Origin of the sequence: Aeromonas salmonicida subsp. salmonicida, from assembly GCF_001643305.1 — a bacterium.
In the GTDB taxonomy this organism is placed as follows: Bacteria; Pseudomonadota; Gammaproteobacteria; order Enterobacterales; family Aeromonadaceae; genus Aeromonas; species Aeromonas salmonicida.
The window spans coordinates 1-22,373 of record NZ_LSGW01000032.1; the positions used below are offsets into that span (position 1 = coordinate 1).

General features: G+C 59.5%; 16 protein-coding genes and 2 pseudogenes. 15 read left to right on the forward strand and 3 right to left on the reverse strand.

All coding sequences use genetic code 11. The annotated features are described in order from the left end of the window. Positions 1-208: 208 nt before the first annotated feature. The 10 genes and pseudogenes from AXW79_RS02215 to AXW79_RS02260 all read left to right on the forward strand — a co-directional run bounded on the left by AXW79_RS02215 (position 209) and on the right by AXW79_RS02260 (position 12,289). Positions 209-673 (forward strand): hypothetical protein, encoded by a 465-nt coding sequence (locus AXW79_RS02215; protein ID WP_170321036.1) that lies wholly within the window; start codon positions 209-211, stop codon positions 671-673. Between the two features lie 231 nt (positions 674-904). After that, positions 905-1,390: a YqhA family protein gene (locus tag AXW79_RS02220; protein WP_005310510.1), complete on the forward strand. Its 486-nt coding sequence runs from the start codon at positions 905-907 to the stop codon at positions 1,388-1,390. A 121-nt stretch (positions 1,391-1,511) separates the two neighbouring features. Next, positions 1,512-1,961: a hypothetical protein gene (locus tag AXW79_RS02225; RefSeq protein WP_005310508.1), complete on the forward strand. Its 450-nt coding sequence runs from the start codon at positions 1,512-1,514 to the stop codon at positions 1,959-1,961. 4 nt (positions 1,962-1,965) lie between these two features. Further along, on the forward strand, positions 1,966-4,956 hold the full coding sequence (locus AXW79_RS02230; RefSeq protein WP_011898847.1) for a YncE family protein: 2,991 nt from the start codon (positions 1,966-1,968) through the stop codon (positions 4,954-4,956). Next, positions 4,956-5,795 (forward strand): FTR1 family iron permease, encoded by an 840-nt coding sequence (locus AXW79_RS02235; protein ID WP_005310504.1) that lies wholly within the window; start codon positions 4,956-4,958, stop codon positions 5,793-5,795. Before AXW79_RS02230 ends, AXW79_RS02235 begins: the two co-directional genes overlap by 1 nt. A 102-nt stretch (positions 5,796-5,897) precedes the next feature. Next, a complete protein-coding gene (locus AXW79_RS02240; protein ID WP_005310502.1) occupies positions 5,898-7,322 on the forward strand; it encodes an NAD(P)/FAD-dependent oxidoreductase in 1,425 nt (474 codons plus the stop codon). Between the two features lie 35 nt (positions 7,323-7,357). After that, positions 7,358-7,918, forward strand: a complete 561-nt coding sequence (locus AXW79_RS02245; RefSeq protein ID WP_005310500.1) for a hypothetical protein — start codon at positions 7,358-7,360, stop codon at positions 7,916-7,918. 20 nt (positions 7,919-7,938) lie between these two features. Continuing rightward, positions 7,939-9,261 carry a hypothetical protein gene (locus AXW79_RS02250; protein ID WP_011898848.1) on the forward strand — a complete coding sequence of 441 codons (1,323 nt, stop codon included), beginning with the start codon at positions 7,939-7,941 and terminating at the stop codon, positions 9,259-9,261. A 96-nt stretch (positions 9,262-9,357) separates the two neighbouring features. After that, positions 9,358-11,004: a 6-pyruvoyl-tetrahydropterin synthase-related protein gene (locus AXW79_RS02255; RefSeq protein WP_005310495.1), complete on the forward strand. Its 1,647-nt coding sequence runs from the start codon at positions 9,358-9,360 to the stop codon at positions 11,002-11,004. A gap of 125 nt (positions 11,005-11,129) precedes the next feature. After that, a pseudogene (locus AXW79_RS02260) lies at positions 11,130-12,289 on the forward strand (Bcr/CflA family multidrug efflux MFS transporter). 120 nt (positions 12,290-12,409) lie between these two features. Here AXW79_RS02260 and nhaD read toward each other — a convergent pair. Then, a complete protein-coding gene (nhaD, locus tag AXW79_RS02265; RefSeq protein WP_005310493.1) occupies positions 12,410-13,834 on the reverse strand; it encodes a sodium:proton antiporter NhaD in 1,425 nt (474 codons plus the stop codon). Between the two features lie 109 nt (positions 13,835-13,943). Further along, a complete protein-coding gene (locus AXW79_RS02270) occupies positions 13,944-14,411 on the reverse strand; it encodes a DUF4357 domain-containing protein (RefSeq protein WP_005310491.1) in 468 nt (155 codons plus the stop codon). Between the two features lie 197 nt (positions 14,412-14,608). Between AXW79_RS02270 and AXW79_RS02275 the strand changes: the two are divergent. The 3 genes and pseudogenes from AXW79_RS02275 (at position 14,609) to AXW79_RS02285 (ending at position 18,730) form a co-directional block, all read left to right on the forward strand. Continuing rightward, positions 14,609-15,290 (forward strand): annotated as a pseudogene (locus tag AXW79_RS02275) (ABC transporter ATP-binding protein). A gap of 27 nt (positions 15,291-15,317) precedes the next feature. Then, positions 15,318-17,666 (forward strand): ABC transporter permease, encoded by a 2,349-nt coding sequence (locus AXW79_RS02280; protein WP_005310489.1) that lies wholly within the window; start codon positions 15,318-15,320, stop codon positions 17,664-17,666. Next, positions 17,663-18,730, forward strand: coding sequence for a lipocalin-like domain-containing protein (locus tag AXW79_RS02285; RefSeq protein ID WP_005310487.1), 1,068 nt, complete (start codon positions 17,663-17,665; stop codon positions 18,728-18,730). Before AXW79_RS02280 ends, AXW79_RS02285 begins: the two co-directional genes overlap by 4 nt. A 199-nt stretch (positions 18,731-18,929) precedes the next feature. On the opposite strand, the gene AXW79_RS02290 is transcribed toward AXW79_RS02285, so the two are convergent. Beyond that, a complete protein-coding gene (locus AXW79_RS02290; protein ID WP_005310485.1) occupies positions 18,930-19,877 on the reverse strand; it encodes a hypothetical protein in 948 nt (315 codons plus the stop codon). 525 nt (positions 19,878-20,402) lie between these two features. Here AXW79_RS02290 and AXW79_RS02295 point away from each other — a divergent pair. Both AXW79_RS02295 and AXW79_RS22000 read left to right on the forward strand, forming a co-directional pair. After that, the gene (locus tag AXW79_RS02295; protein ID WP_011898851.1) at positions 20,403-20,891 is read left to right on the forward strand and encodes an MgtC/SapB family protein; all 489 of its coding nucleotides are present in this window, start codon (positions 20,403-20,405) and stop codon (positions 20,889-20,891) included. 520 nt (positions 20,892-21,411) lie between these two features. Next, complete coding sequence (locus AXW79_RS22000; RefSeq protein WP_005310480.1) at positions 21,412-22,170, forward strand: ATP-binding protein; 759 nt, start codon at positions 21,412-21,414, stop codon at positions 22,168-22,170. Positions 22,171-22,373 lie beyond the last annotated feature (203 nt).

Genomic DNA, 22,373 nt, shown 5'->3' on the forward strand with positions numbered 1-22,373 from the left:
CCGCCAGCAAAAGCCGAGACTCGGCCTAACCAAGTGTCCGGATTTAGTTGATCACTACATTCACACATGAGCCAAATTTGCTCCTGATTCGTCTCGTCCGATAAAATAACCCCATCAGTTACAACCATCATCACGCTGGTAGCCGTTGGTCGCACGCAGTACTAAAGTGGACGAGGTGAATAACCTGACAACAGAAGCGAGCAATATGATGCACAAAACCATGATTACGGCGGCAGCACTGGCCCTGCTGATCCAGTCCCCTGCCCACGCCATCAGTGCCAAATACCGCCAGCAACTCGAAAACTCCGGCTGCACCCAGGCCTCCGAGTTGCAAGGGTGCGATATCGCCAAGAGCAAGGCCGAAAATGCCAAGGCTGGTTTTGGCGAGGCAGCCACTCCCGCGAGCACGGAGGCCGCCGCAGATACCACACCCTATGCTGGACAATGGGTGGCAAAAAGCAATGAAGGAGCCACAGTTGCCACCATCCGTATCGATGGCAAAGAGCAGGTTTGGGTCAATGGCAAACAGGTCAAGGCAAAGCGGGCTGACGGTGCACTGCTGTTCAAGCAGGGCACCATCACATTTACCATTCAGGGCGATCGCCGTCTGAAGGGGGAAGATGTCTGGATCGACAGTGATGCGGGCACCAAGGGCCCCATCAATATCGAGTAATAACCGAGGTGCCCGGCCCCCAACCGGGCACCTGTTCTGCATTCTGACTGTATTGCATCAGTACCGAGCGCTTGCCATCTGTGACAGTGGCCCATCGAATGTCAGGGCAGGCCCCATCAATGTGACACCTTCTACCGAGAAAGCGGCCATGCAGGCTTTATCAGTAAAACATGCATTCGTCGCCTGACTCAGGCGATAATCAGCCCAATCTCACCCTACTCAGGAGTTCTCATGCGTCGATTCAACTTTATGCTCAATGGCAGCCGGTTGATGATGTTCCCGTTTTATGTGTGCATTCTGGTGTGCGTGGCGCTCTTGATGGTGAAGTTTGCCATGCAGCTCTATACGCTGTGCCGCGACATCATCGACATCCATTATCTTGACCTCATCACAGGGGTGCTGACTCTGGTGGACTTCGTACTGGTGGCGCAGATGCTGATCCTGGTGGCCATCTGCGGCTATGTGCAGTTTATTCAGACTCAGGAGCAGCGCGAGGCGCTCGGCAACAACTGGCTCAGCAAGATCAACTTCGCCTCCCTGAAGCTCATCGTCATCAACTCCCTAGTGACCATAGCTGGGATCGAAGTGCTCAAGGCCTTTCTGGACGATGGCACCGGCAATGAAGTCGAGATGAAGTGGTCAGTCATCGTCTTTTTGGCCTTCTCGGTGGCAGCACTTATCTATGCAATCACAGAAAGGTTGGCAGACCACAAGTAGCCAGCCCTTGTTTTCATTCAGGATTGATTCATCAAGACCGGAATTGATAACTCTTTTCATTACCTTTACCCCATTGTAAACTTGCTCCCCCGGGCTGCATTGCCCGGGCGCTGGAGCACCTATGACAAGCCTTTCTCTCTCACCCCGACACTGCTGGCAGTGGCTGGCCTATCACCATCAGGCCGCCGAGGGCTCCCTCTATCTCATGTTCTTCTCCGGCCTGCTGCTGTGGGAGCCGCTGACCCCGCTCTGGTCCCTGGCGCGCTGGAATCTGTTTCTCCATGTGATGCTTTCGCTCACCCTGTTTCCCCTGCTGTTTGGCGCCTTCTGGCTCTCTCATCGCAGCCTGCTGAACAAGAGCCACAAACTCTTCTTGCGGATCACTGGTCGTATCATCGAAGGGCTGCTGCTGGTCTGTCTGGCCAGCGGCCTGCTGCTGGTGCTGCACGGCACTCCGGGCGATGCCATGGGCAACCTCGCCAGCTGGGCCCACTGGCTGAGCGCGTTGGCGTTAACTCCTCTGGTGCTGCGCCACGCCTGGCGCTGGACCATCTTGAAATGGCGCGCCTGATCCCATGTTGAAGTCATCTCTTTGTACGTGTTTGTCACCCCTGCTGGCCCTCCTCCTGCTGCTGGCCAGCCCCTTTGCGTTGGCCCAACAGATGGGTGCTGGGATGCTCGCCTATGAGGAGGGATACGCCCCTCGTCTACTGGTGGCCAACCTGAGCGCAGGCTCGGTCACCCTAGTTGAGCGCGATAGCGGCAAGCGACTCAAGGAGGTTCAGCTGGGGGGCGATCTGCGCCAGCTTGCCCGCGCCGATGACGGCACCCTGCTGGTCACCGACTACCGCGGTGATCGGTTGCTGCTGCTGGATGATGATCTCGCCCTGGAAAAAGCGATCCCCACCGGCCATCGCCCCTATGGGGTCATCTTCGATCCCAAGCGGCAGTGGTTCTGGGTCACGCTGTTTGAAGCCGGTCGCCTGCAAGCCTATGACACAGCGGGCAACCTCAAGCTGGATGCAGAAACCGCCGAGACACCGCGCGGACTGGCACTGACCGACGATGATCGCCTGCTGTTGACCCACGCCATGACCGGCCAGCTCGCTATCTATGATCTCGCCAAGCTGGGGAACGGGAGCACGAGGGCCACCCTGCCCAAGCCGCGCCTGATCACCCTGGCTGAAACCCACAGCGACACTGCTAGCGATTCGCAGGGATTGCCGCGCCTGCTCGATGGCATCGCCCTCTCCCCCGATGGCAGCGAAGCCTGGCTGCCCCACGTGCTGTGGAGCTTCAGCCACCCCTTCCAGTTTCAGAGCACCGTCTTTCCGGCCGTCTCCATCATCGATCTGGATGAGGAGAAAGAGCGGGTCGACGAGCGCAAGCAGCTCTTTTTGCAAATCAATCTGCCAAGCGTCGGCAACCGCAGCCAGATCGTCTCCAACCCCTTTGCTGCGCGCTTCGCCACCGATGGCAAGCGGGTCTATCTGACCCTGGCGGGCTCGGAAGACTTGTTGGTGTTTGACCTGTCGCGCAGCGGCAAGTCCAACAACAACCGCCACCGTCGCAAGAAGTTTCAGGGGGGCGCCAAGGCGACCCAGCTCTTGCGTCACCTGCCGGGCCAGAATCCGAGGGATCTGCTGATCGATGGCTACCATATTCTGGTGCACAACGCCATGGGGCAGGATCTTACCCGCCTCAATAGCGGCGGCAGCGGCCCGTTTGCCCGGGTCACCGTCGATGTGCCCCACTTCGCCAAACTGGTAGAGACGGATCCGCGCCCCGAACCGCTCAAGCGCGGCGAGCGGCTATTCAACCTCGGCAACACAGCGGCCCACTCACGCTTCCCCATGGCGGGAGACAACTGGATGAGCTGCAACTCCTGCCATCTGGACGGGTTCAACTTCACCAACCGCTATCTGATGGCGGCCCATCGCCAGAAGAGCGGCGACAACGCCATCAACGGCCACGCCAACCTCACCAACATGGTGGCGGGGGATTTTGTCGGTGAATACCTGCGTATGACCCAGCAGACCCAGGGCGGCATGGGCCATGACACCCGCGATGGGGCCGAGGCGGTTGACCCCGCCAAGCCCCAACCGGAAGTGAAAGCGATGATGGAAGATCTGCACGCCTTCGTGACCGCAGATGGCAACCTTCCCTATCTTGCCAACTGGCTGCGGCTCGATGCCCCGCGCACGGATCCCGCCAAGGCGCCGACCACGCACCCGAAAGCGTGGCTCAACTCCGCCTCCTGCCAGAACTGCCACAGCCAAGCGTTCAAGGATTGGAGCGAGAGCAACCACCGACTGATGGGTAACTCCAACCCCTACTACAAGGTGGTGCAGGCGCTGGCCCGCGAAACCGAAGGGGAAGCGTTCGGCCAGTGGTGTCAGGGCTGCCATATGCCCCAGCAGGTGATGACCGGCCAGATGGATCTGCCCAAGGGCTCCCATATGTTCGAGCAGGGCGGCGCCTCCCTGATTGCCGCCCACAAGGCTGGCGAACCCATGGTGGAGGAAGGGACCGGCTGCGTGCTCTGCCATCGCATCACCAAAGTCGAAGACGCGGGCGGCAACAGCGCCTTTACCGTGAATTTGAAAGACCGCGAGAGCTATGTGTTCGAGGATGCCCCGGGGGGGAGCCTCAAGCACTGGCTGGCCGAGCGGCAGATCAACGCCCGTCCGGCGGCCCACAAAGCCTCCTATCAGAAGGATTTCTACCGCGATGCGGCCCTGTGCAAGTCGTGCCACAACGAGTTTGCCCCGGGCACAGGCGCCAATATCGTCAACACCTGGGACGAGTGGGAAAAATCCAGCTTCGCGAACGCGGAGGATCCTGCCAAGCGGCGCACCTGCATCGACTGCCATATGAGCCCGGAGCCGGGCAATGGCGGCGCGCCGGTGGCGGGCCAGTCCACCGAAAATGGCACCATGAAAACGCGGCTCTATCGCCACAACTTTACCGGCGCCCAGCACCAGCTGGTGGGGCTGCGCAATCCAGACCTTGAACAGGAGAGTCTGGCGCTGCTGCGCTCCAGCGCTACCCTCTCCGCCCGTATCGAACAGGCTGCCGATAGTCAGCAGCTGGTGGTACGGGTCGCCAATACCGGCGCGGGCCATGCCCTGCCCACCGGGGTAGCCGATTTTCGTGAACTCTGGCTGGAGCTGACCGTCACCGACGCCAGCGGCAAGGTGGTGCTTGCCAGCGGCCAGCCAGTGGATGGTGCCGTCCCTGAGGATGCGCGACTGTTCAGAAAAGTGTTTGGCGATGCCGAGGGCAAGCCGGTGGGGCTCAAGTTCTGGCGTTACGCCAAGCTCTTGGAAGATACCCGCATTCCGGCCGATGACTGGCGCGATGAAGCCTGGCCGCTGCCCGCAGATGCCCAAGGGCCCTTCAAGGCCGATATCAAACTCAATTTCCGCACCTACCCCAAGTGGGTCAATGATGCGGTGCGCGCCGCCGAGCCGAGCTTGCCGGAGCCACCCATAGTGCAGCTAAATCGGTTGCAACTTACCCTGCAGCCTCTTCCCGTCACGCCCGCTACGGAGCCTCAATCCTGATGTTTGCAAGTTTTCTCATTACCCTGCGCGAGGGGCTGGAAGCCTTCCTGCTGGTCGGCATCTGCCTCTCCTATCTCGCCAAGCTGGGGGCGAGCCGCTACAACAAGTTCATCTATCTGGGAGTGGGCCTTGGCCTTGTCGCTTCCCTTGTGGTCGCCTTCCTGTTCCAGGTGGTGGTGAGCCAGTTCGAGAGCGAGCGCTATAACCACCTGCTGATGGCGGGGATCCTCATCTTCGCCACCTTGGTGCTCACCTATATGGCGATCTGGATGCAAAAACAGGCCAAATCCCAGGTGGGGGCCATGACGGCGCGCATCGATGCCGCCATCGATGGCGGCAACCTGTTTGGGCTGGTGCTGCTCGCCTTTCTGGCGGTGATGCGCGAAGGATTTGAAACCGTGCTCTTCTTCTCCGCCCTGCTCTACTCTGGGCAAGGGGTCGATCTGCAATCCGGCCTGATGGGCGCGCTGGCGGGGCTGCTGGTCTCCATCGTGCTGGTGTGGGGGCTGCTGCGCTCCACCCGCAAGGTGGCGCTGGCCCCCTTCTTCCGCTGGACCGGCCTGCTTATCATCATCATCGCCGCAGGCTTGCTCTCGTCTGCCGTCAACATGTTGCAAGCGGCAGACATCATCACCTTCTGGACCACGCCGGTATTCAACATCAGCCACATTCTCGACGATCAGGGGGTATTTGGTACCTTCCTGCGCGCCCTGTTTGGCTACAATGCCTCACCCGCTGGCTTGCAGTTGCTGACCTGGGCCCTCTATCTGGCGATCTTCGTTACCCTCTGGCAGCGCAGCTATCGCCCGCAAGTGAGCGCCGCGCCCAGCAAGGGCTGAGCCCGCACGCCCTGTGGTTACAAGGCCACAGGGTAACAACACTATTCGGGGGCCGCGCCTTGGCGCTGTCTCCTTCTTGAACAAGCAGTTTCGGAATAGGTCATGAGCGATAACAACAAGCAGAAAATTGCGGTGCTGGGCGCTGGTCCCGCCGGTTTGATGGCCGCCTGGCGCCTACGCCGCGCCGGTTTTGCGGTCACCCTGTTCGAGCAGGAGCCGGTCGTCGGCGGCATGTGCGCCACCCAGACCTTCAAGGGGCGCGATGGTGAGTATCGCTTCGACTACGGCGGCCACCGCTTTATCACCAAGAACCCCGAGCTGCTCGCCTTTATCGACGAGCTGATGGGTGACGACCTGCTCCACGCCGAGCGCAAGAGCGTGATCCGCTTTGGCGGGCGCACCTATGACTACCCCTTGAACCTCACCAATTTGATCAAGACAGCCCCGCTGCCGCTGATGGCGGGTGCGGTGAAAGACTTGCTGCTGTTGCCTTTTGCCAAGAAGCCGGACGATTTTGCCAAGGCGAGCTTTGCCGAGTGGATCCAGAGCCACTTCGGTCGCACCCTCTACCGCCAGTTCTTCGAGGGCTACACGGCTAAGCTGTGGGGCATCAACCCGGACAAACTTTCCGCAGACTGGGCCGGTCAGCGCATCAGCCTGATTGACCTTAAAGACGTGGCGCGCCGCCTGCTGCCAAGACGCAACGGCAACCTCTCGGTACGCACCTATGCCCGCAAATACCGCTACCCCAAATATGGCTTCGGCCAGATCTTCGCGACCCTCGGCGAGCGGCTGGTGGCCGAAGGTGTTGAGCTCAAAACCGGCGCCACCATCACTCGCCTTGAGCAGGCTGATGGCCGCATTGAACGGGTTTATTGGTCACAAGATAACGTTGAGCAGAGCGAAGCGTTTGATCAGGTGATCTCCACCCTGCCGCTGCCGCTCACCTGCCAGCATCTGGGATTGCCGTGCGATCTCCACTACCGATCCCTGCGCTTCGTCAATATGCCGCTCAAACAGGAGAACCTGTCGGACAACACCTGGCAGTACCTCTCAGACCCCCATATTCTGGCCACCCGCTTGCAGGAGCCGCGCCGCCGCAGCCCCTTTATGGCGCCAGAAGGCCAGACCTCGGTGATGCTGGAGATCCCCTGCAATCCGGGGGATACCACCTGGCAGGCCCCGCTCGCCGATCTGCGCGGCCGGGTCACGGCCGACCTGGCAAGCCTTGGCGTGGACACCACCAAGCTTGGCGGTGAGACCTTCGAAGCCCGCAGCGAGTACGCCTATCCGCTGATGGATCTAGGCTATCAGGCACGCCGCGACGCAGCCATTCAGGCGCTGATGCCGATCAGTAACCTCATCATGACCGGCCGTCAGGGGACATTCCGCTACATCTTCACCGACACCGCCATGGAGATGGGGATGATGGCCGCCGACATGGTGATCGACGGGGTGGACAGACGCCACGCCATCTTTAACCATCGCAACGAAAATACCGTCATTGAAACCCAGAGCGTGGCCTGAGTGCCAACCTCTTGGCATTAAGTAAGGAGAACAGGATGACCATCCGCCCGGGTTTACTCGCCCTCACCCTGCTGCTGACCCTGAGCGGGCAGGCGCAGGCTTACTCCTACGCCGCCGCCGGCAAGGAGCCGCTGATCGACGCCCGTGAGGCGCTGCTCGGCGCCGCCACTGACGGCAAAGATGCCAGCACCACCTTGAGCGAGATTGCCGACGAGCTGACCTATCTGGAAGAGCACCACAAGGTGGATCTGCAAGCGCCGCTGGCCACCGCCATCAAGGGGAAAGATACCGCCGCCACCGCCGCCCTGCTCAACCGCGCCTATAAAGCGGAGATTGAGCGCCGCCTCGAAGGGGCCAGCCAGAATCTTGGCGACTACCAGACCGCCAAGGTGCTGGTGGTCAAGTGCAAGCGCTTCCTCGATCTGATCCTCCCCTCTCTCAGTGAAGGGGATCGCAAGGCGGCCGAACAGGCGCTGGCCAAGGTGCTGGATGCCATCGGCAACCCTGGGGTATTCGGGGTGGGCGCCAAGCCCGCCGATGCCACCGCCTTTGCCGAAGCGGAAAAAGCGCTGATGGCCGTGCTGGCGCCGCTCTGACTAACGCCACAACTATCCCCATGCTGCCAATCCGAGCCCTCGCCACTCGCCGCAGGATCAGTCGACAACTCTGGTTACTGATCCTGCTGCAAGGGGTCTGGATGGGCTGGCTCTTTGCCTTTCCCATAGCCCTGGATTCCGACGATGCCCTCAATTTCGCCCACGGGGTAACACGTTTCAGCGTACTGGAGTTCTCCCCCCACTTTCCGGGCTACCCCGCCTTTATCTGGTTGGCGCGGCTGATCAACCTGTTGGTCGACGACCCGGCCCGCGCTGTGCAGTGGGCAAGCCTGCTCGGCACCAGCTTGCTGGCGCCACTGGCGGCACTGTTGGCGGTCAGGCTGTGGCATCGCCCTGCCCTGCTCACCCCCATCTGGCTGCTGGTGCTGGCCCTCCCGCTCACCCCGACGCTCGCCCTCTCCGGTCTCTCGGACGGGCCCGCGCTGGCAGCCTGGCTCGGGGCTCTCTTGGCCTTGCAGCAGCGCAGGATGGCGCTGGCGGGCCTGCTGGTCGGGCTGCTGCTGGCCCTGCGCCCCTCCTATTTTGTGCTGGCCCTGCTGCCCCTTTGGCTCGGGATGGCGCAGAAGGGAACGCGCGTCAGGTTTGTGCTCCCCATCGCGCTGGTGGGGCTTATCAGCCTGCTCTTTGTCTGGCAGGCCGATGGCTGGACCTATTTCAGCGAGGGACGGCGCTTTACCGACGGCCACTTTACCCTGTGGGGCAACACGGCGGCGGCCCACGGCGATCGACTGCTGAGCTGGGCGCGCACCTTCAACGATCAGCTCACCCCGCTCTGGCCCCTGGCTGTCGGAGCCTTGCTGGTGCTGCCAAGAGCAAAAGGCCAAGCGACCGCCCTCTCGCCGCTTTGGACGCTCTACTGGCTCGTCCTGCTGCTCTGGACACTGTTTGGCCAGAATCCCGACAATCCCCGCCATCTGGCGCCCATCACCCTGCTCGGTATCGTGCTGCTGGCTGGCTGGTTGCCAAGGCGCGGTGACATGCTCACAACCCTGCTGGCTGCCCTCTTGCTGCTCTGCGTTACCCTGACCCCACCTGCGTTACCTGCCATGGTGCAAGCGGCCAGGGTGGCAGAGAAAGCGTGTCCTGCGCTGGTGACTCAGTGGGGGGTACGACTGCTGCGAGAGACCACTCCCCTGGCCGTCACCGATGGCTGGTATCGGGGGGATGCAAGGCTCGCACTGGCACAGGGGGCCTGTCGCCTCAGCCGACGACCCATCGCCACTGGCGACATGCCGACACCAAACCAGCTGTACTGGTTTTCACCTCGCTTTCATGCTGAGCCAGGTATCTGGCTCGGGATACCCGCCTACTTTTACCCTTAGTTAGCAGTGCAACGCACTTTGGCGACCATTTGACTAGCGGCTAGGGCGCCCCGGTCGGCTACACTCACTGCGCATCCGTGACAAGTGAGTCTATCCATGAAGAGATCAAGAGAGTGGTTTCTCATCCCCCTGGCACTGATACTGGCCAGCGGAGCCTTGCTATTGCCACTCTGGTTACAGGGGGGGAGCCAGGGGCATGACCTGTTTCATCATCTGCTTTCCGGCCACTATTTTGCACAGCAACTGTGGCAGGGGGAGAGCTACCCACGCTGGTTGATGGCCATGAATGGCGGCTTTGGCAGCCCCACCTTCTTCTTTTATCCCCCTTTGCCCTACTATGCCAGCGCCCTGTTTGCCGGCCCCCAGGCCCCCCTTCATCACGCCATCACGCCCTTGCTCTGGAGCGCCAGTCTGGCCTTGCTGCTATCCGGCCTCTTTGCCTATCTCTGGCTGCGCAGTTTTGCCTCCCCCTTGCGGGCCCTGGCCGCCACCCTGCTCTATCTCGCCTTGCCTTATCATCTGGGCATGGATCTCTATGCCCGCTTTGCCCTGGCCGAATTCTGGGCTTTCGTCTGGGCTCCCCTGATCTTGCTGGGACAAGATCTTGCCAACCAACGCAGTCGCAAGGGACTCCCCTTGCTGACTCTGGCGCTGGCATTGCTGGCGTTTTCTCACCTCCCCAGCCTGCTGCTGATGATGGGGCTGATCACACTGCGCGCCCTGCTGCAAGCCTGGCGATCCCGCATCCTGTTTCCGATCCAGCTAGTGGCAACGGCCCAAGTGCTGGGGCTGGTCATGGCTGCGACCCTGCTGCTGCCAGCCCTGCTGGATCAAGGCGCCATCTCCATGGAGTTGATGCGGGGCGGCATGTTCGACTTCAGACGCAACTTTCTCGACCGTTTGCCCTCTGGCTGGGGTGACTGGCGCTTTCGCGGCCACCTGGCCTGGCAAAGCATGCTGACCATGGGGCTGCTGCTGGTCGCCTGGGCGGCGACCCGTGAGCCACGTCATCCCGAATTATTGATGTGGGGGATCATAGGGTCAGTCTCCTTTCTCATGATGCTGCCCCTGAGCGAGCCCATCTGGCATCTGCTGCCACCGTTGCAACGGGTGCAATTTCCCTGGCGGTGCAACCTGATCCTGGCCCTGGCAACGGTGGCCGTAGTGGCGCTGGGCACCCCTGTCGACCGGCCCTGGCAGTGGATCTGGTGGGGCCTGCTGCTGGTCACGCTCGTCTCCAGCCTTGCCTATGTGGCTTACTCCCCTCTCACCCAGGCACCGCGCAAGGACATGATTGAGAGCGAATTCGACAGCAAGCGCAGTGCCCAGGAATATCGCCCCAATCAGGTACCCAGAGGGCAGTTCACTCCGACCTTGCTCGCCTGGAAAGGGGAGTTTCAACCCCCCGTCACCACAGAGCAGCCGGGGGCTGCGTGGAAGATCATTCGCTGGCAACCCAGATGGCTGGAGCTGGACGTGAAGGCGCAGCAGCCCACCAAGCTCATACTGCACCAATATGACTACCCCGGCTGGCAGGCCAGACTGGATGATTCGCTGGCACTCGCTGTCAGTGCAAACCGGCAAGGACTGCTGCAGGTCTGGATACCGGCGGGTCAGCACACCCTCACTCTCAAGCTGGCGGCACGCTGGCCAGAGCAGTGGGGGATTGGGATCTCCCTGTTCGGCTGGCTCTGCTGGCTGGTGCTCGCCTGCCTGGGGGCCAACATCCCAAAAAGAGTGTGACCCGGACAGGGGTGATAGCGTGACGGGGGGAGGGCTTGGGCATAGTCCTGCCCAAGTCTGCCAAAACTGATAGACTCACCCCTGTTACCTTATTTCACGCGAACTTGCTCACGATCGGACATCCCATGCCCCAACCCTTACCCCTATCTCCCCGCTTTCTGTTTATCCTGCTTGGCGCTCTGGCGGGCCTGACCCCGCTGGCGGTCGACATGTACCTGCCCGCTATTCCGGCCATCGCCCGGGATCTGGCCACCAGCATAGACGGGGCCCAGCTCACCATCAGTGCCTTCCTCGGTGGCTTTGCCATCGGCCAGCTGTTTTACGGCCCGCTGGCAGACAGCTATGGCCGCAAACCGGTCATCCTTGCGGGGCTCACCATGTTTGCCATCGCGTCTGTGGGCTGCGCCATGGCCGACTCCCTGCCCGAGCTGCTGGCTTATCGGATGCTGCAATCGGGGCGGCGGGCTCGGTGGTGGTCAATGCACTGCTGCGAGATCTGTTTGAAAAGGATGCATTTTCCCGCGCCATGTCGTTTGTCATCCTGGTGATGACACTGGCACCGCTGGTTGCCCCCGTGATCGGCGGCTACATCAGCGCCCACAGCGACTGGCGCGTGATCTTCTGGCTGCTGGTGGGGATCAGCCTGCTGGTCTGCGTGGTGATGCAGTGGAAAATTCAGGAGACCTTGAAGCCTGAGCACAGACAACCGCTCAAGCTGGGCCAGATCCTGAAGAACTACTGGAGTGTGCTCTCCCATCGCGGTGCCATGGGTTATGTGCTGTGCGGATCCCTGTCGAGCTCCGGCATGTTTGCCTTTATCAGCGCATCCCCTTATGTCTACATCGAATATTTCAAGGTGCCGACCGAGCACTACGGCTGGTTGTTCGGCCTCAATATCCTGCTGATGATGCTGGTCACCTTCGTCAACAGCCGGTTGGTGAAAGGGGTGGGCGCCGAGCGCATGCTGCAATACGGGCTGCTGATGCTGCCTTGTGCCGGCGGCCTGTGGGGCATCGTCATCCCTGTGGTGCTGTTTGTCGGTCACATCAGTCTGGTGGGGGCCAACGCCATGACGGGACTGATGGGGCACTTTCCCCAATCGGCGGGCACGGCCTCCGCGCTGGCCGGCACCCTGCGTTTTGGCATCGGCGCCGTGGTCGGCATCCTGGTCAACCTCGACCCACCGCAATCCCCGCTGCCCATGGCCATCGCCATCGCCGGCTGCGGCTTTGGTTCGGCCATCAGTTACTGGCTGCTGACCGGCAAGCGATCTGCTGTGGCCTGATTATCTACACCTCGCTATGATCCTGAAAAAGCCCTGTCTGCATGACAGGGCTTTTTTGTATCAAGAGTCGGCTGGGGACAACCGACTCTTGCCTCGGTCGGGTCAGACGCCACGTGTGTATCAGAACATGGCACTGTTGAGCCAGAGATGCGCACCTATGCTCACCAGATAGCCGAGCAGGATGGCCGGTAACCACTTGAGATGGCTAAAGAAGGTATACATGCCGTGCGCCTGCCCCATCAGAGCGACCCCTGCCGCAGAGCCGATGGAGAGCAGGCTGCCCCCCACACCGGCTGTCAGGGTCACCAGCAGCCACTGACCCAGCGCCATGTCCGGGTTCATCGACAACACGGCAAACATCACAGGAATATTGTCGATAACGGAGGAGAGCAAACCGATAAAGATGTTCGCCATCGTCGGGTTGCCACCGTCATACAGCAAGTGTGACACCAGCTCCAGATAGCCCATGAACCCCAGGCCCCCCACGCACATCACGACGCCATAGAAGAACAGCAGTGTGTCCCACTCCGCCTTGGCCACCTTGTTGAAGACATCAAATGGCACTATGGAGCCGAGACGACGCAGCCGTTCGTGATCCCCGGTGCGCTCATAGAGTGCCCGCTTGCGCGCCAGGGAGTGCGGCAGTGACTTGCGCAGATAGAAGCCGAAAAATTGCAGGTATCCCAGACCCAGCATCATGCCGAGCACAGGGGGCAGATGCAGAAAACTGTGGCAGAGCACAGCCGTGGTGATGGTCAGCAGAAACAGCAGCACTATGCGCCTGGCCCCCCGCTTCAAATCGACATCCTCACTGGCGGCATCGGGCACATGACGAGGCACCATCAGACTCATCAGCAGGGCTGGCACCAGAAAATTGAGCAGGGACGGAATGAACAGGGCGAAAAACTGGCCAAATTGCACCTTGCCAGCCTGCCACACCATCAGGGTGGTGATGTCGCCAAAGGGGCTGAAGGCACCGCCGGCATTGGCCGCGATCACGATATTGATGCAGGCAAGATTGATGAAGCGTCGATCCCCGTTGGCGACTTTCAGCACAACGGCGCACATCAAGAGTGCAGTGGTGAGGTTGTCGGCCACCGGCGAGATGCAAAATGCCAGCCCCCCCGTCAGCCAGAACAGGGTTCGCAACTGAAAGCCGGACCGGATAAGCCAGGCCCTGAGCGCATCGAACAGATTTCTGTCTTCCATGGCGTTGATGTAGGTCATCGCCACCAGCAGAAACAGCATCAGCTCGGCATATTCGAGCAGGGTGTGGCGAAATGCCTGCTCTGCGGCCGGGCTCATGCCATTTTGCGCGTAGGCAATCCCGATCAGGATCCAGATCACGCCGGCGGCCACCAGCACGGGTTTTGACTTGCGCAGTTGCAGATACTCTTCGGCCATCACCAGCGCATAGGCCAATACGAACAGGCCCACGCAAAACAGGCCGATAGTGGACAGGGTTAACGGAATGGGGCCGCTACTGGCCTGGGCAGGAGAGATGAACAGGGACAGCAATACGGCAAAGCGGGTGAGCACAGACATGGGCCTCTTCCTTTTGGAACCATCTGGCTGTGATGCTAGCACCTGGATGAAAACAAAAGTTCATCCAGGTCAATGAATTATCAATTAATGTGCGGCCGGACCCAAACCCTTATTTCTTGCCAAAGCCCGACAGCTTGAGGGTGTAGCCAGCGCTGTTTTGCCAGGCATCCAGGCCACTGCGGTTGTTGCCCGCCACCAGACTGGCGGCCAGGCTCGGGCTGTTGAACAGCTGGTCGGCGGTGAACACAAACCCCCCTTCACTGCGCGGGGTGAGGATCCCCTTGCCCAGCAGCTCCTGGCGCAGTTCGATCACGGCTTCGCGCAGGGAGGCTGCATCCTCGCCATTGGCAGTGGATCCCGCCAGCACCATGAAGCCGGGATTTTGCCGCTTGCCCACAGGATAACCGTGAGCTTCGGCCCCCTTGCCGTTGAAGTGGTATAGCTCGCGCTCCCCGGGCTTGTTGTCGGAGAGCGCCTTTTGAAGGGTCATCAGCTCGTTATAAATCTCGATGGGGACGACGGCAGCCTGCTTGTTGCCCTTGCTATCGATGATAAAACTGACTTGCTTGTGTAACATCCTTGCTCATCCTGTGACCCATGGAAGCTCCTATTCTAACCACCTCTGCCAAGCGGGATCCAGCGAGGATCCTCACCTCTTTTGCTGGGGTGATCACTAACTGGCTCTCTTGATCAATCGCAAGGCGTGTTGATCATTCCCGGCCGTGGTAGCGTAGATGACATGATGAAAGCCATTGACCATCAAGCGGTTATCCCATGCTGACCCTGCGCAACCTCTGCAAGAGCTTTGATAACGGCAGCGAACGCCTGCCGCTGTTCCACAGTCTGGACCTCACTCTGACCGCTGGCGAGACAAGCTTGCTGCTGGGGCAGAGCGGCTGTGGCAAGTCGACCCTGCTCAACCTGATAGCCGGCCTGCTCCCCCCGGATGAGGGGGGAGATCTGGCTGGGGGAAACCCGGCTAGACACCCAATCCCCGGATGAACGGGCCCGCCTGCGCGGCCGGCATTTTGGCATCGTCTATCAGGATTTCAACTTGCTGCCGACCCTGACAGTGGAGAAGAACCTCTGCCTGCCCCTTTCGATCAACGGCCTGCCACGCCATGAGACAGAGATTGACGATTTGCTGAAAAGGCTCGATCTCGTCCACAAGCGCCACGCCTGGCCGGAGCAGCTTTCCGGCGGCCAGCGCCAGCGGGTGGCACTGGCCCGCGCCCTCATTCACAAGCCCCGCTGGCTGTTGGCCGACGAACCCACGGGGAGCCTCGATGAGCACAACGCCGAGCAGGTGATGGCACTGATGATGGAAGCGGTGCGTGAAACCGGCGCGGGTCTGTTGCTGGTGAGCCACAATCCCGCCTATGGCGCCCTGGCAGACAGAGTGCTTCGCCTCGAAGGGGGCCAGCTGATTGAGCTCAAGGGGGCGCACCATGAGTGAGGCCAGCCGTGATCGCGAGGCCGCCTTATGCTGCCGCTGAAGGCGCTGCTGCGCCTCTATCGCTGGCATCCCTGGCTGCTGCTGATGAGTCTGACCGGGCTCATGTTGGGGGTCTCGCTGGTGGTGGCCATTGATCTGCTCAACCACAGCGCCAGCACCAACTTCGTCGCAGCCCGCACCCAGCTGGCGGGAGATGCCAACTATCGACTGGCCCCGAGCGGTCGCCTGGATGAGCAGCTTTACGTCAAACTGGTGCGCAGCCAACCAAGCCTCAATGCCATGCCACAGCTGCACGCCTGGCTCAAAGATGAGCAGGGTCGCAGCGTCCAGTTGCTGGGGATGGATCTCTTCAACCCCGGCCCCCTGAGCCAGCTGTTTGCCAGCGCGAGTAAAGAAGCCCCCTCTTTTTCCCTGAACCAGGCAGACAGCGTCTGGCTGGCGACGCCGGAGGCCAAACGGCTAGGCTGGATGCAGGGCCAGTCCCGCACCTTTGTGCTGAGCGGCGGTGGCGAGGGTGATCGCCCGCTGATCCTGACGCTCGCCGGCACCTTCGAGCCCGGCGCCGTGCCCATGGAACGGCTGCTGGTGACCGACATAGGTCTGGCCCAACACATGCTGGGCAAGGCAGGAAGGCTGGATCGCATCGTGTTCAAGCTAAGTAACGCCGAGGCCCGCACACTGCAAGCGACCCTGCAAGCCTATCTCCCCCATCAGCCGCTCTGGCTCGAGCCCATCAGCCCGGCGCTCGATGCCAACCAGCTCGGCGATGCGCTGGCGCTCAACCTCACCGCCCTCTCTCTGCTCGCCATGGCGGTGGGACTGTTTCTGGTGTTCAATGCCCAGCGCTTTGTGCAGAGCGTGCGTCGCCCCCAGCTGGCCCAGCTGATCATTCTGGGGCTGCCGCCTCGCCGGGTCCTGCACTGGCTGGTACTGGAGCTGCTCCTTCTCGCCACTCTGGGCACCCTGCTCGGACTGGTGCTCGGCAGCCTCCTGGCCCTCACCCTCATGGGACAACTGACCCAGGCGCTGGCCGACCTTTATGGCCCCAATCCCATCGACCTGCTGCGCCTCTCCCCCATCAGCCTGTTCAAGGCACTGCTGATTGGCCTTGGCGGGACACTTGCCGCCAACCTGCCCGGCTGGTGGCAACTGCTGCGCCAGTCCCCCCTTGAGCTTCGTGAGGGCAGCAGCCGCCCCGCCACCCATCCGTGGCGTCGGCGCTGGCTCGCCATGGCGCTCTGGCTGCCGGATGCCCTGCGCTGGGTGCTGGGTCAGTTGCGCCTGCGCATGGGTCGCCAGCACGGGCGCAGCAACCTGACCGCCCAACTGGCGGTAGCCGAGACCCAATATCATCTGGATCGCACCGCCATCGCCGTCATGGCACTGCAACTGGCCATCGCCGCAGCCATCGGCATAGGCGTCATGGTGTCGAGCTTTCGCTCGAGCGTGGAGATCTGGCTGGACCAGCGTCTGGCCGCCGATCTCTATGTCACCGCCCCCAAGGGCGCGGCGGGCGGCAGGGGCATACTGAACAAGGTCACCCTGGATGCCATTCTCGCCAACCCCGCCGTAGAGCAAGCCTCGCGGCGTTCTGTGCAGTCCGCCCGCTGGCAGGGGCAGCCCATCGAGTGGGCACAAATGGACTTTATCCCGCCCCTCAAAGCGGCCTATCCCCTGCTGGCCGGTCGCTGGCCCGCGACCCCAGACGAGGTGCTGGCAAGCGAACCCCTGACGGTGCGACTCGGAGTCAGAGTGGGCCAGACGCTCAGCATCACCAGCGAACAGGGCCTAAGGCAGCTCACCGTTACCGGCGTCTATCAGGATTACGGCAGCGACAAGGGGCAAGTTCTGCACGCCTTTGAAGATGGCCCAGTGCAATCCCTCGCCCTCTTTAGCAAAACGCCGGAGCAACTGGCCGACAGCCTGCGCACCCGTTTTGGCGAAAGGGTCAACCTGCTGGCGGCCCCTGCCATTCACGCCGCCGCCCTCAAGGTGTTCGATCAGACCTTTGTGGTGACCGAGTTGCTTAAACTGCTGATCCTGGGCATCGCCTTCGTCGGCATAGGCTCGGCCTTCATGGTGCTGGGGCTGGCAAGGCGCAGCGAGTTGCAGACCTTGCAGAGTCTGGGATTGAGCCCGCGTCATTGTCGCCGCCTGCTGGTGTGGCAAGGTGCGGGCCTGGGGCTGCTCACCGCGCTGCTGGCGCTGCCAGTGGGTTATGGGCTGGCCTGGGTGCTGATCGAGGTGGTCAACCCCCGCGCCTTTGGCTGGCGTCTCGCCTTCGAGGCCGCCCCCTTGCATGCCGTCACGGCCCTGTTGCTGGCCCCTGTGTGCGCGGCGCTCGCATCCTGGTTTGCCGCAAGGAAAGTGGTATGAAAAAACGCAATGTCTGGCTACTGCTGCTCACTTGCACCCTGTATGGCGGGGCGGCCTGGGCCAACGATCTGGGCACCATCCTCGGTGGCCGCAGCGATCAGTTCAAAAAGGCCCTGCCGGGCCAGCCCATCACGCTGCCCGCCGATCACGCTGCCCACCCCGACTACCGCTCCGAGTGGTGGTATCTCACCGGCAACCTCAAGGATGAGCAGGGGCGCGAATATGGCATGCAGTGGACCCTGTTTCGCCAGGGTATTGAGCAGCAGATAAAAACGGACAACGCCTGGCTCACTCCCCAGCTCTGGCTGGCCCAGTTTGCCATCACTGACCTCGGCAAAGGCAGCCACCAACAGGATGAGCGCACCAGCCGTCAGGGCCCCGGACTCGCGGGTGCCAGCGGCGGCGAGTACTGGCTCAGGGAATGGGTGCTTGCCTCACAGGGGAAAGCATTCTTTCCCGCCACCCTCAAAGTGCAGAGCAAGATTGGCGAGCTGAACCTCAAGGTCGATGCCGCCAAGCCGGTGGTCTTGCAGGGCAAGCAGGGTTACAGCGAGAAGAGCCCGGGCAACGCCTCGTTTTACTACTCCTACCCACGCTTGACGCTCACCGGCACTTTGACCCTCGATGGCGAGGCGCGCCAGGTCACGGGTCAGGGCTGGTTTGATCATGAGTGGAGCAGCTCGGTACTGGCCGACTGGCAGTCAGGCTGGGACTGGTTCTCGCTGCAATTAAGCGATGGCCGCGAGCTGATGCTGTTTCGCCTGCGCACCAAGGAAGGTCGTCCCGAACCGGAGAACCGCTACGGCATCCTGATTGAACAGGACGGCAGCAGCCGGGTGCTCTCCCCCGACAGCATACGCCTCACCCCGGGCAAGACCTGGCGCGGCCCCAAGGGGCAGCCCTACCCCGTCGAATGGCAGCTAAGCGCTGGGGATCTCAACCTCACCATTCGTGCCCGCCAGCCCAATCAGGCTATGACAGGCCGCTTTGACTATTGGGAGGGGGCAGTGACGGTATCAGGGGATGCAAAGGGGCTGGGGTATCTGGAGATGACGGGGTATTGAGCGCAATGGCTGCGAATGCTCACACCCAATCCCCCCATACGGTTGCACATAACAACCCCGGTCCTCACCGACGCAGGCTTTCATTCCAGCAAAAAGACCCCGGCATGGCCGGGGTAAACACGGGGTGGAACATAAAACACTTCGGTCGGTCATCACCTCGGCTGCGCTATGCGTCAGCCAAGGCGGCTTCAACAGTGGCTCAGGGCTGTTTGTCCGCCATCAGCACCAGACCGTTTTGCTCGGGGAAACCAACCACCAAGGCAGTCTGCTTGGTATTGGGGATGGTGAACGCGGCGGCATAGGCCAAAGCCCCGTCCCTGGCGTTGGCCAGGCTCAGCACCCATTTATTCTCAATCGGCGTGAAATCGCTCGAGGCCTTGAAGCGGCACTTGCCAAAGCCGCTCACGGTCAGCTTGCTCAGGCCATTGTGCTGATCGGCCTTGCCCTTGCCGGTCAGGGTGCAACCGGCGCTGGGGAATTCCATCTCCACCGTCAGGGAGCCGCTGTTGTTGGTGCTCTTGATCTGGCCCACCATGGCGTCGGCGAAGCCCTCATCGTCTGCAACTGACCAGCTGTCGCTGCTGATCGCCCGGGTGGCCAGCTTGCTGACGGCGACGTGGCCGCTCCAGGATGGGTAGAGGGTCGTGCTCTGATCCGGCTCGCGGAACTGGGTGCCGGTACGGGTAAAGTCAAAGGTCCAGCGCTTGACCTCTTTGCCATTCACGTCAATCACTGTCTGATCACGGAAGCTGATGAGGTTGTGGTCATTGCTCTGGCTATCGACCTTGTTGCCACGCTCGGAGGTACGCTCCAGCAAGACGGGGTATATCCCATCCTTGTTCTCTTTCTGAGCCGCCTTGCCGATCCACTCGCTGTTGGTCGCCACCTTGCCCGCATCCTTGTCGACCCAGACACCCCAATGCTGCTCGCGATCCGCCTTGGGATAGATGAGTGCCATCCCTTCCAGCCCCTTGATCATCTTGAACGACGCCTTGTCATTATCGCGGCTCAACAGGCTGGCTTCGTAAAGACCCGCATCAGGCAGTGGCAGCGGCGCGCGCTTGGCAATACTGTTGGCGGCTTTCTCGCTGTCACAGGCGGACAGGGCGGCGGTGCAGGCGATGGCCAGCATGGCTTTGTGGTGCATTCTCATTGACGCTTGTTCCTTGCAATTGCTTTGTTATGTGAGGTGCATTCAATCGCCGCTGAATTTACTGGAGGGAGGGTTCGCCAGTCGAATGGAGATCTGTAACCAGCTGTTACAAGGACTTGGGTAACAAGACGCAGACAGCACAACCCATATCGCAACAGGAAGGCCGGTAACTGAAAGAAATCTTGTGCGCCATTCGCTCACCCCGTCTGCCAACCCAACACGCTTGGCAACAAGCGAAGAGCCACACAGCAACAAGGCCAACCACTGCATCAGACCTTCTCCCTATAGACACTTCCCTACTCAGCTATCCCCACACCAGCACAGGCAGAAGCCAGACTGCCATCAAAATTGCATTCAAATTCCACAGGTTGGATAAGGTTTTGTTCAACAGAGTCAATCGCCATTTGATACGCTTTCAACCTGCATGCCTCTCAGCCCAAGAAGAGCTCATGCGCTCGTCCCTGATGGCGAAATAATGAACGTCTCATTATGTTCAGTCGGTAAGTTGCAAGTACAAGGATGGAATTTATGTGGCAAGAAATATGGAAAACTGTCTTGTCTGAATTTGCGGATATTCAAGATATCCAGCAGATGACGCAGATTGTATTACGTCTGCTGGTAGCCGGCTTATTGGGTGGTCTATTAGGCTACGAGCGCGAACAAAAAGGGAAAAGCGCCGGGATCCGCACCCATATGCTGGTCAGTATTGGTGCCGCCCTTTTCGTTCTGATCCCCCAGCAAGCAGGGGCATCAACCGCTGATCTGACCCGGGTGTTGCAGGGTCTGACTGCCGGTGTGGGATTTCTGGGGGCCGGCACCATCATTCTGGGCACCCGACAGACAGAAACCCAGGGGTTGACAACGGCAGCCGGTATCTGGGTCACGGCAGCCATCGGCATTGCCGCTGGCATGGGCCGAGAATCCACTGCGGTGCTTGCCACCCTGATAGCGCTGTTTATTCTGACCATAGTGCCTTGGCTGCTGGGTTTTAAAAAAGAGGGGCGCTGAATTGACGGGAAGGCGGGTTCGCCGGTCGACCCAAGATCTGTCAATCGCGGTGACAGGCATTGATAAGCAAGGGATATCACCGCGCTTGCTTAACCGGGCGGTGTAACAACAAGAGGAAAAGCCGCCTCCCCACCCCCATTTCTCTCGACCTTTCCACATCAAAATCTGACCGCCATCAAGATTTCATTCAAAACCCACGGGTTGGCTGTGTTTTTACTCAACAGGAGAGGTCAGCGTTTGATAGGCTACTCATCCGGCCCTCAGTGCCTCAAAGGTAGCCAAGGAGTGGCGATGGTCTGTCTCTCTTATATTCGGTTAATAACAGCACTCGGGGAGCTGTAACCCAGTGCGGTAGCTATCTCTTTATACTGCCATCACGTGTGTCTAGATACACATCAATGACTCTCGTTTATACACATGATGGTATTCAATAATTGGTATAAACATATGGATATATGCCAAGCATCCAATATAGCTGACTTATTTTCCCTTATTACATTTTACATATTGAGGTGTAAACTTGTTAATTTATAAAAATTGGAGCCTCCAAACTACATTTGAAGTGGTAAACGTGAAATATTATCCTGGAGGAATGCAAAGTGGCCCTCAGCGCAATAGATTGATAGAAACTTGGGGGCAACTTGTTGGCAAGTCAAGAGCTCTAAGCGAACTTAATTCTTTGATCCGTGAATATGGTTCAATAAATAAAATGTCTAAATCAGTGCAGATGGCATCACGTACTATCAAAAATCTTAGAGTGTTCTTTGAATCACTACCTGATGAATTTGAAAATCCAGCCTCACTAAAAGCGTATAGATTTAGTGAAGGTGAGAAATGTATCTTAGAAGAAGATTTACATAATGAGTTTAAAGAGGTAAAAGGCCAAAACCCAACTAAATCGATCCAAAACATTGTCGATAAATATATACTTGCATTCCTCAACAGTTCAGGCGGAAGTATATTTTGGGACATTCAAGATGATGGTATAGTAAAAAGCTTAAGATTAGATAGCCAATTAAAGGATGAGGTAAGAAAGTCCATCAATCTGAAAATAAACACTATTGAACCATCAATTGATCCCACAAGAATAAATGTAATATTCCATGATGTGATTGGAACAAATGGTAGTTATGTTCTTGAGGTTCGTGTCCCTAAATCAAACTTATCTGGCTTACATTTTAACTCATCTGGCCATACTTGGGTGAGAGTCAATGGATGTAAGCAAAAACTACAAGGGGTTGCGTTACAAGATTACATTATCCAAAGATTACAGAGCTAGTTTTAATGACAATATTTAATATCTATGAACACAAAGATAGTTTTCAACACTATAAATAATTGGCATGGGCTATATAAATGACCAGAGAAGACAAACGAATATTATTACTCGAGTTTTTCAGAGAAAAAGAAGAAAGCAACGAGTGTTTTTCAGTGGTACAAGCTGCAGCCGCAACTGGATACAATACTAAGAGTATAATTAAA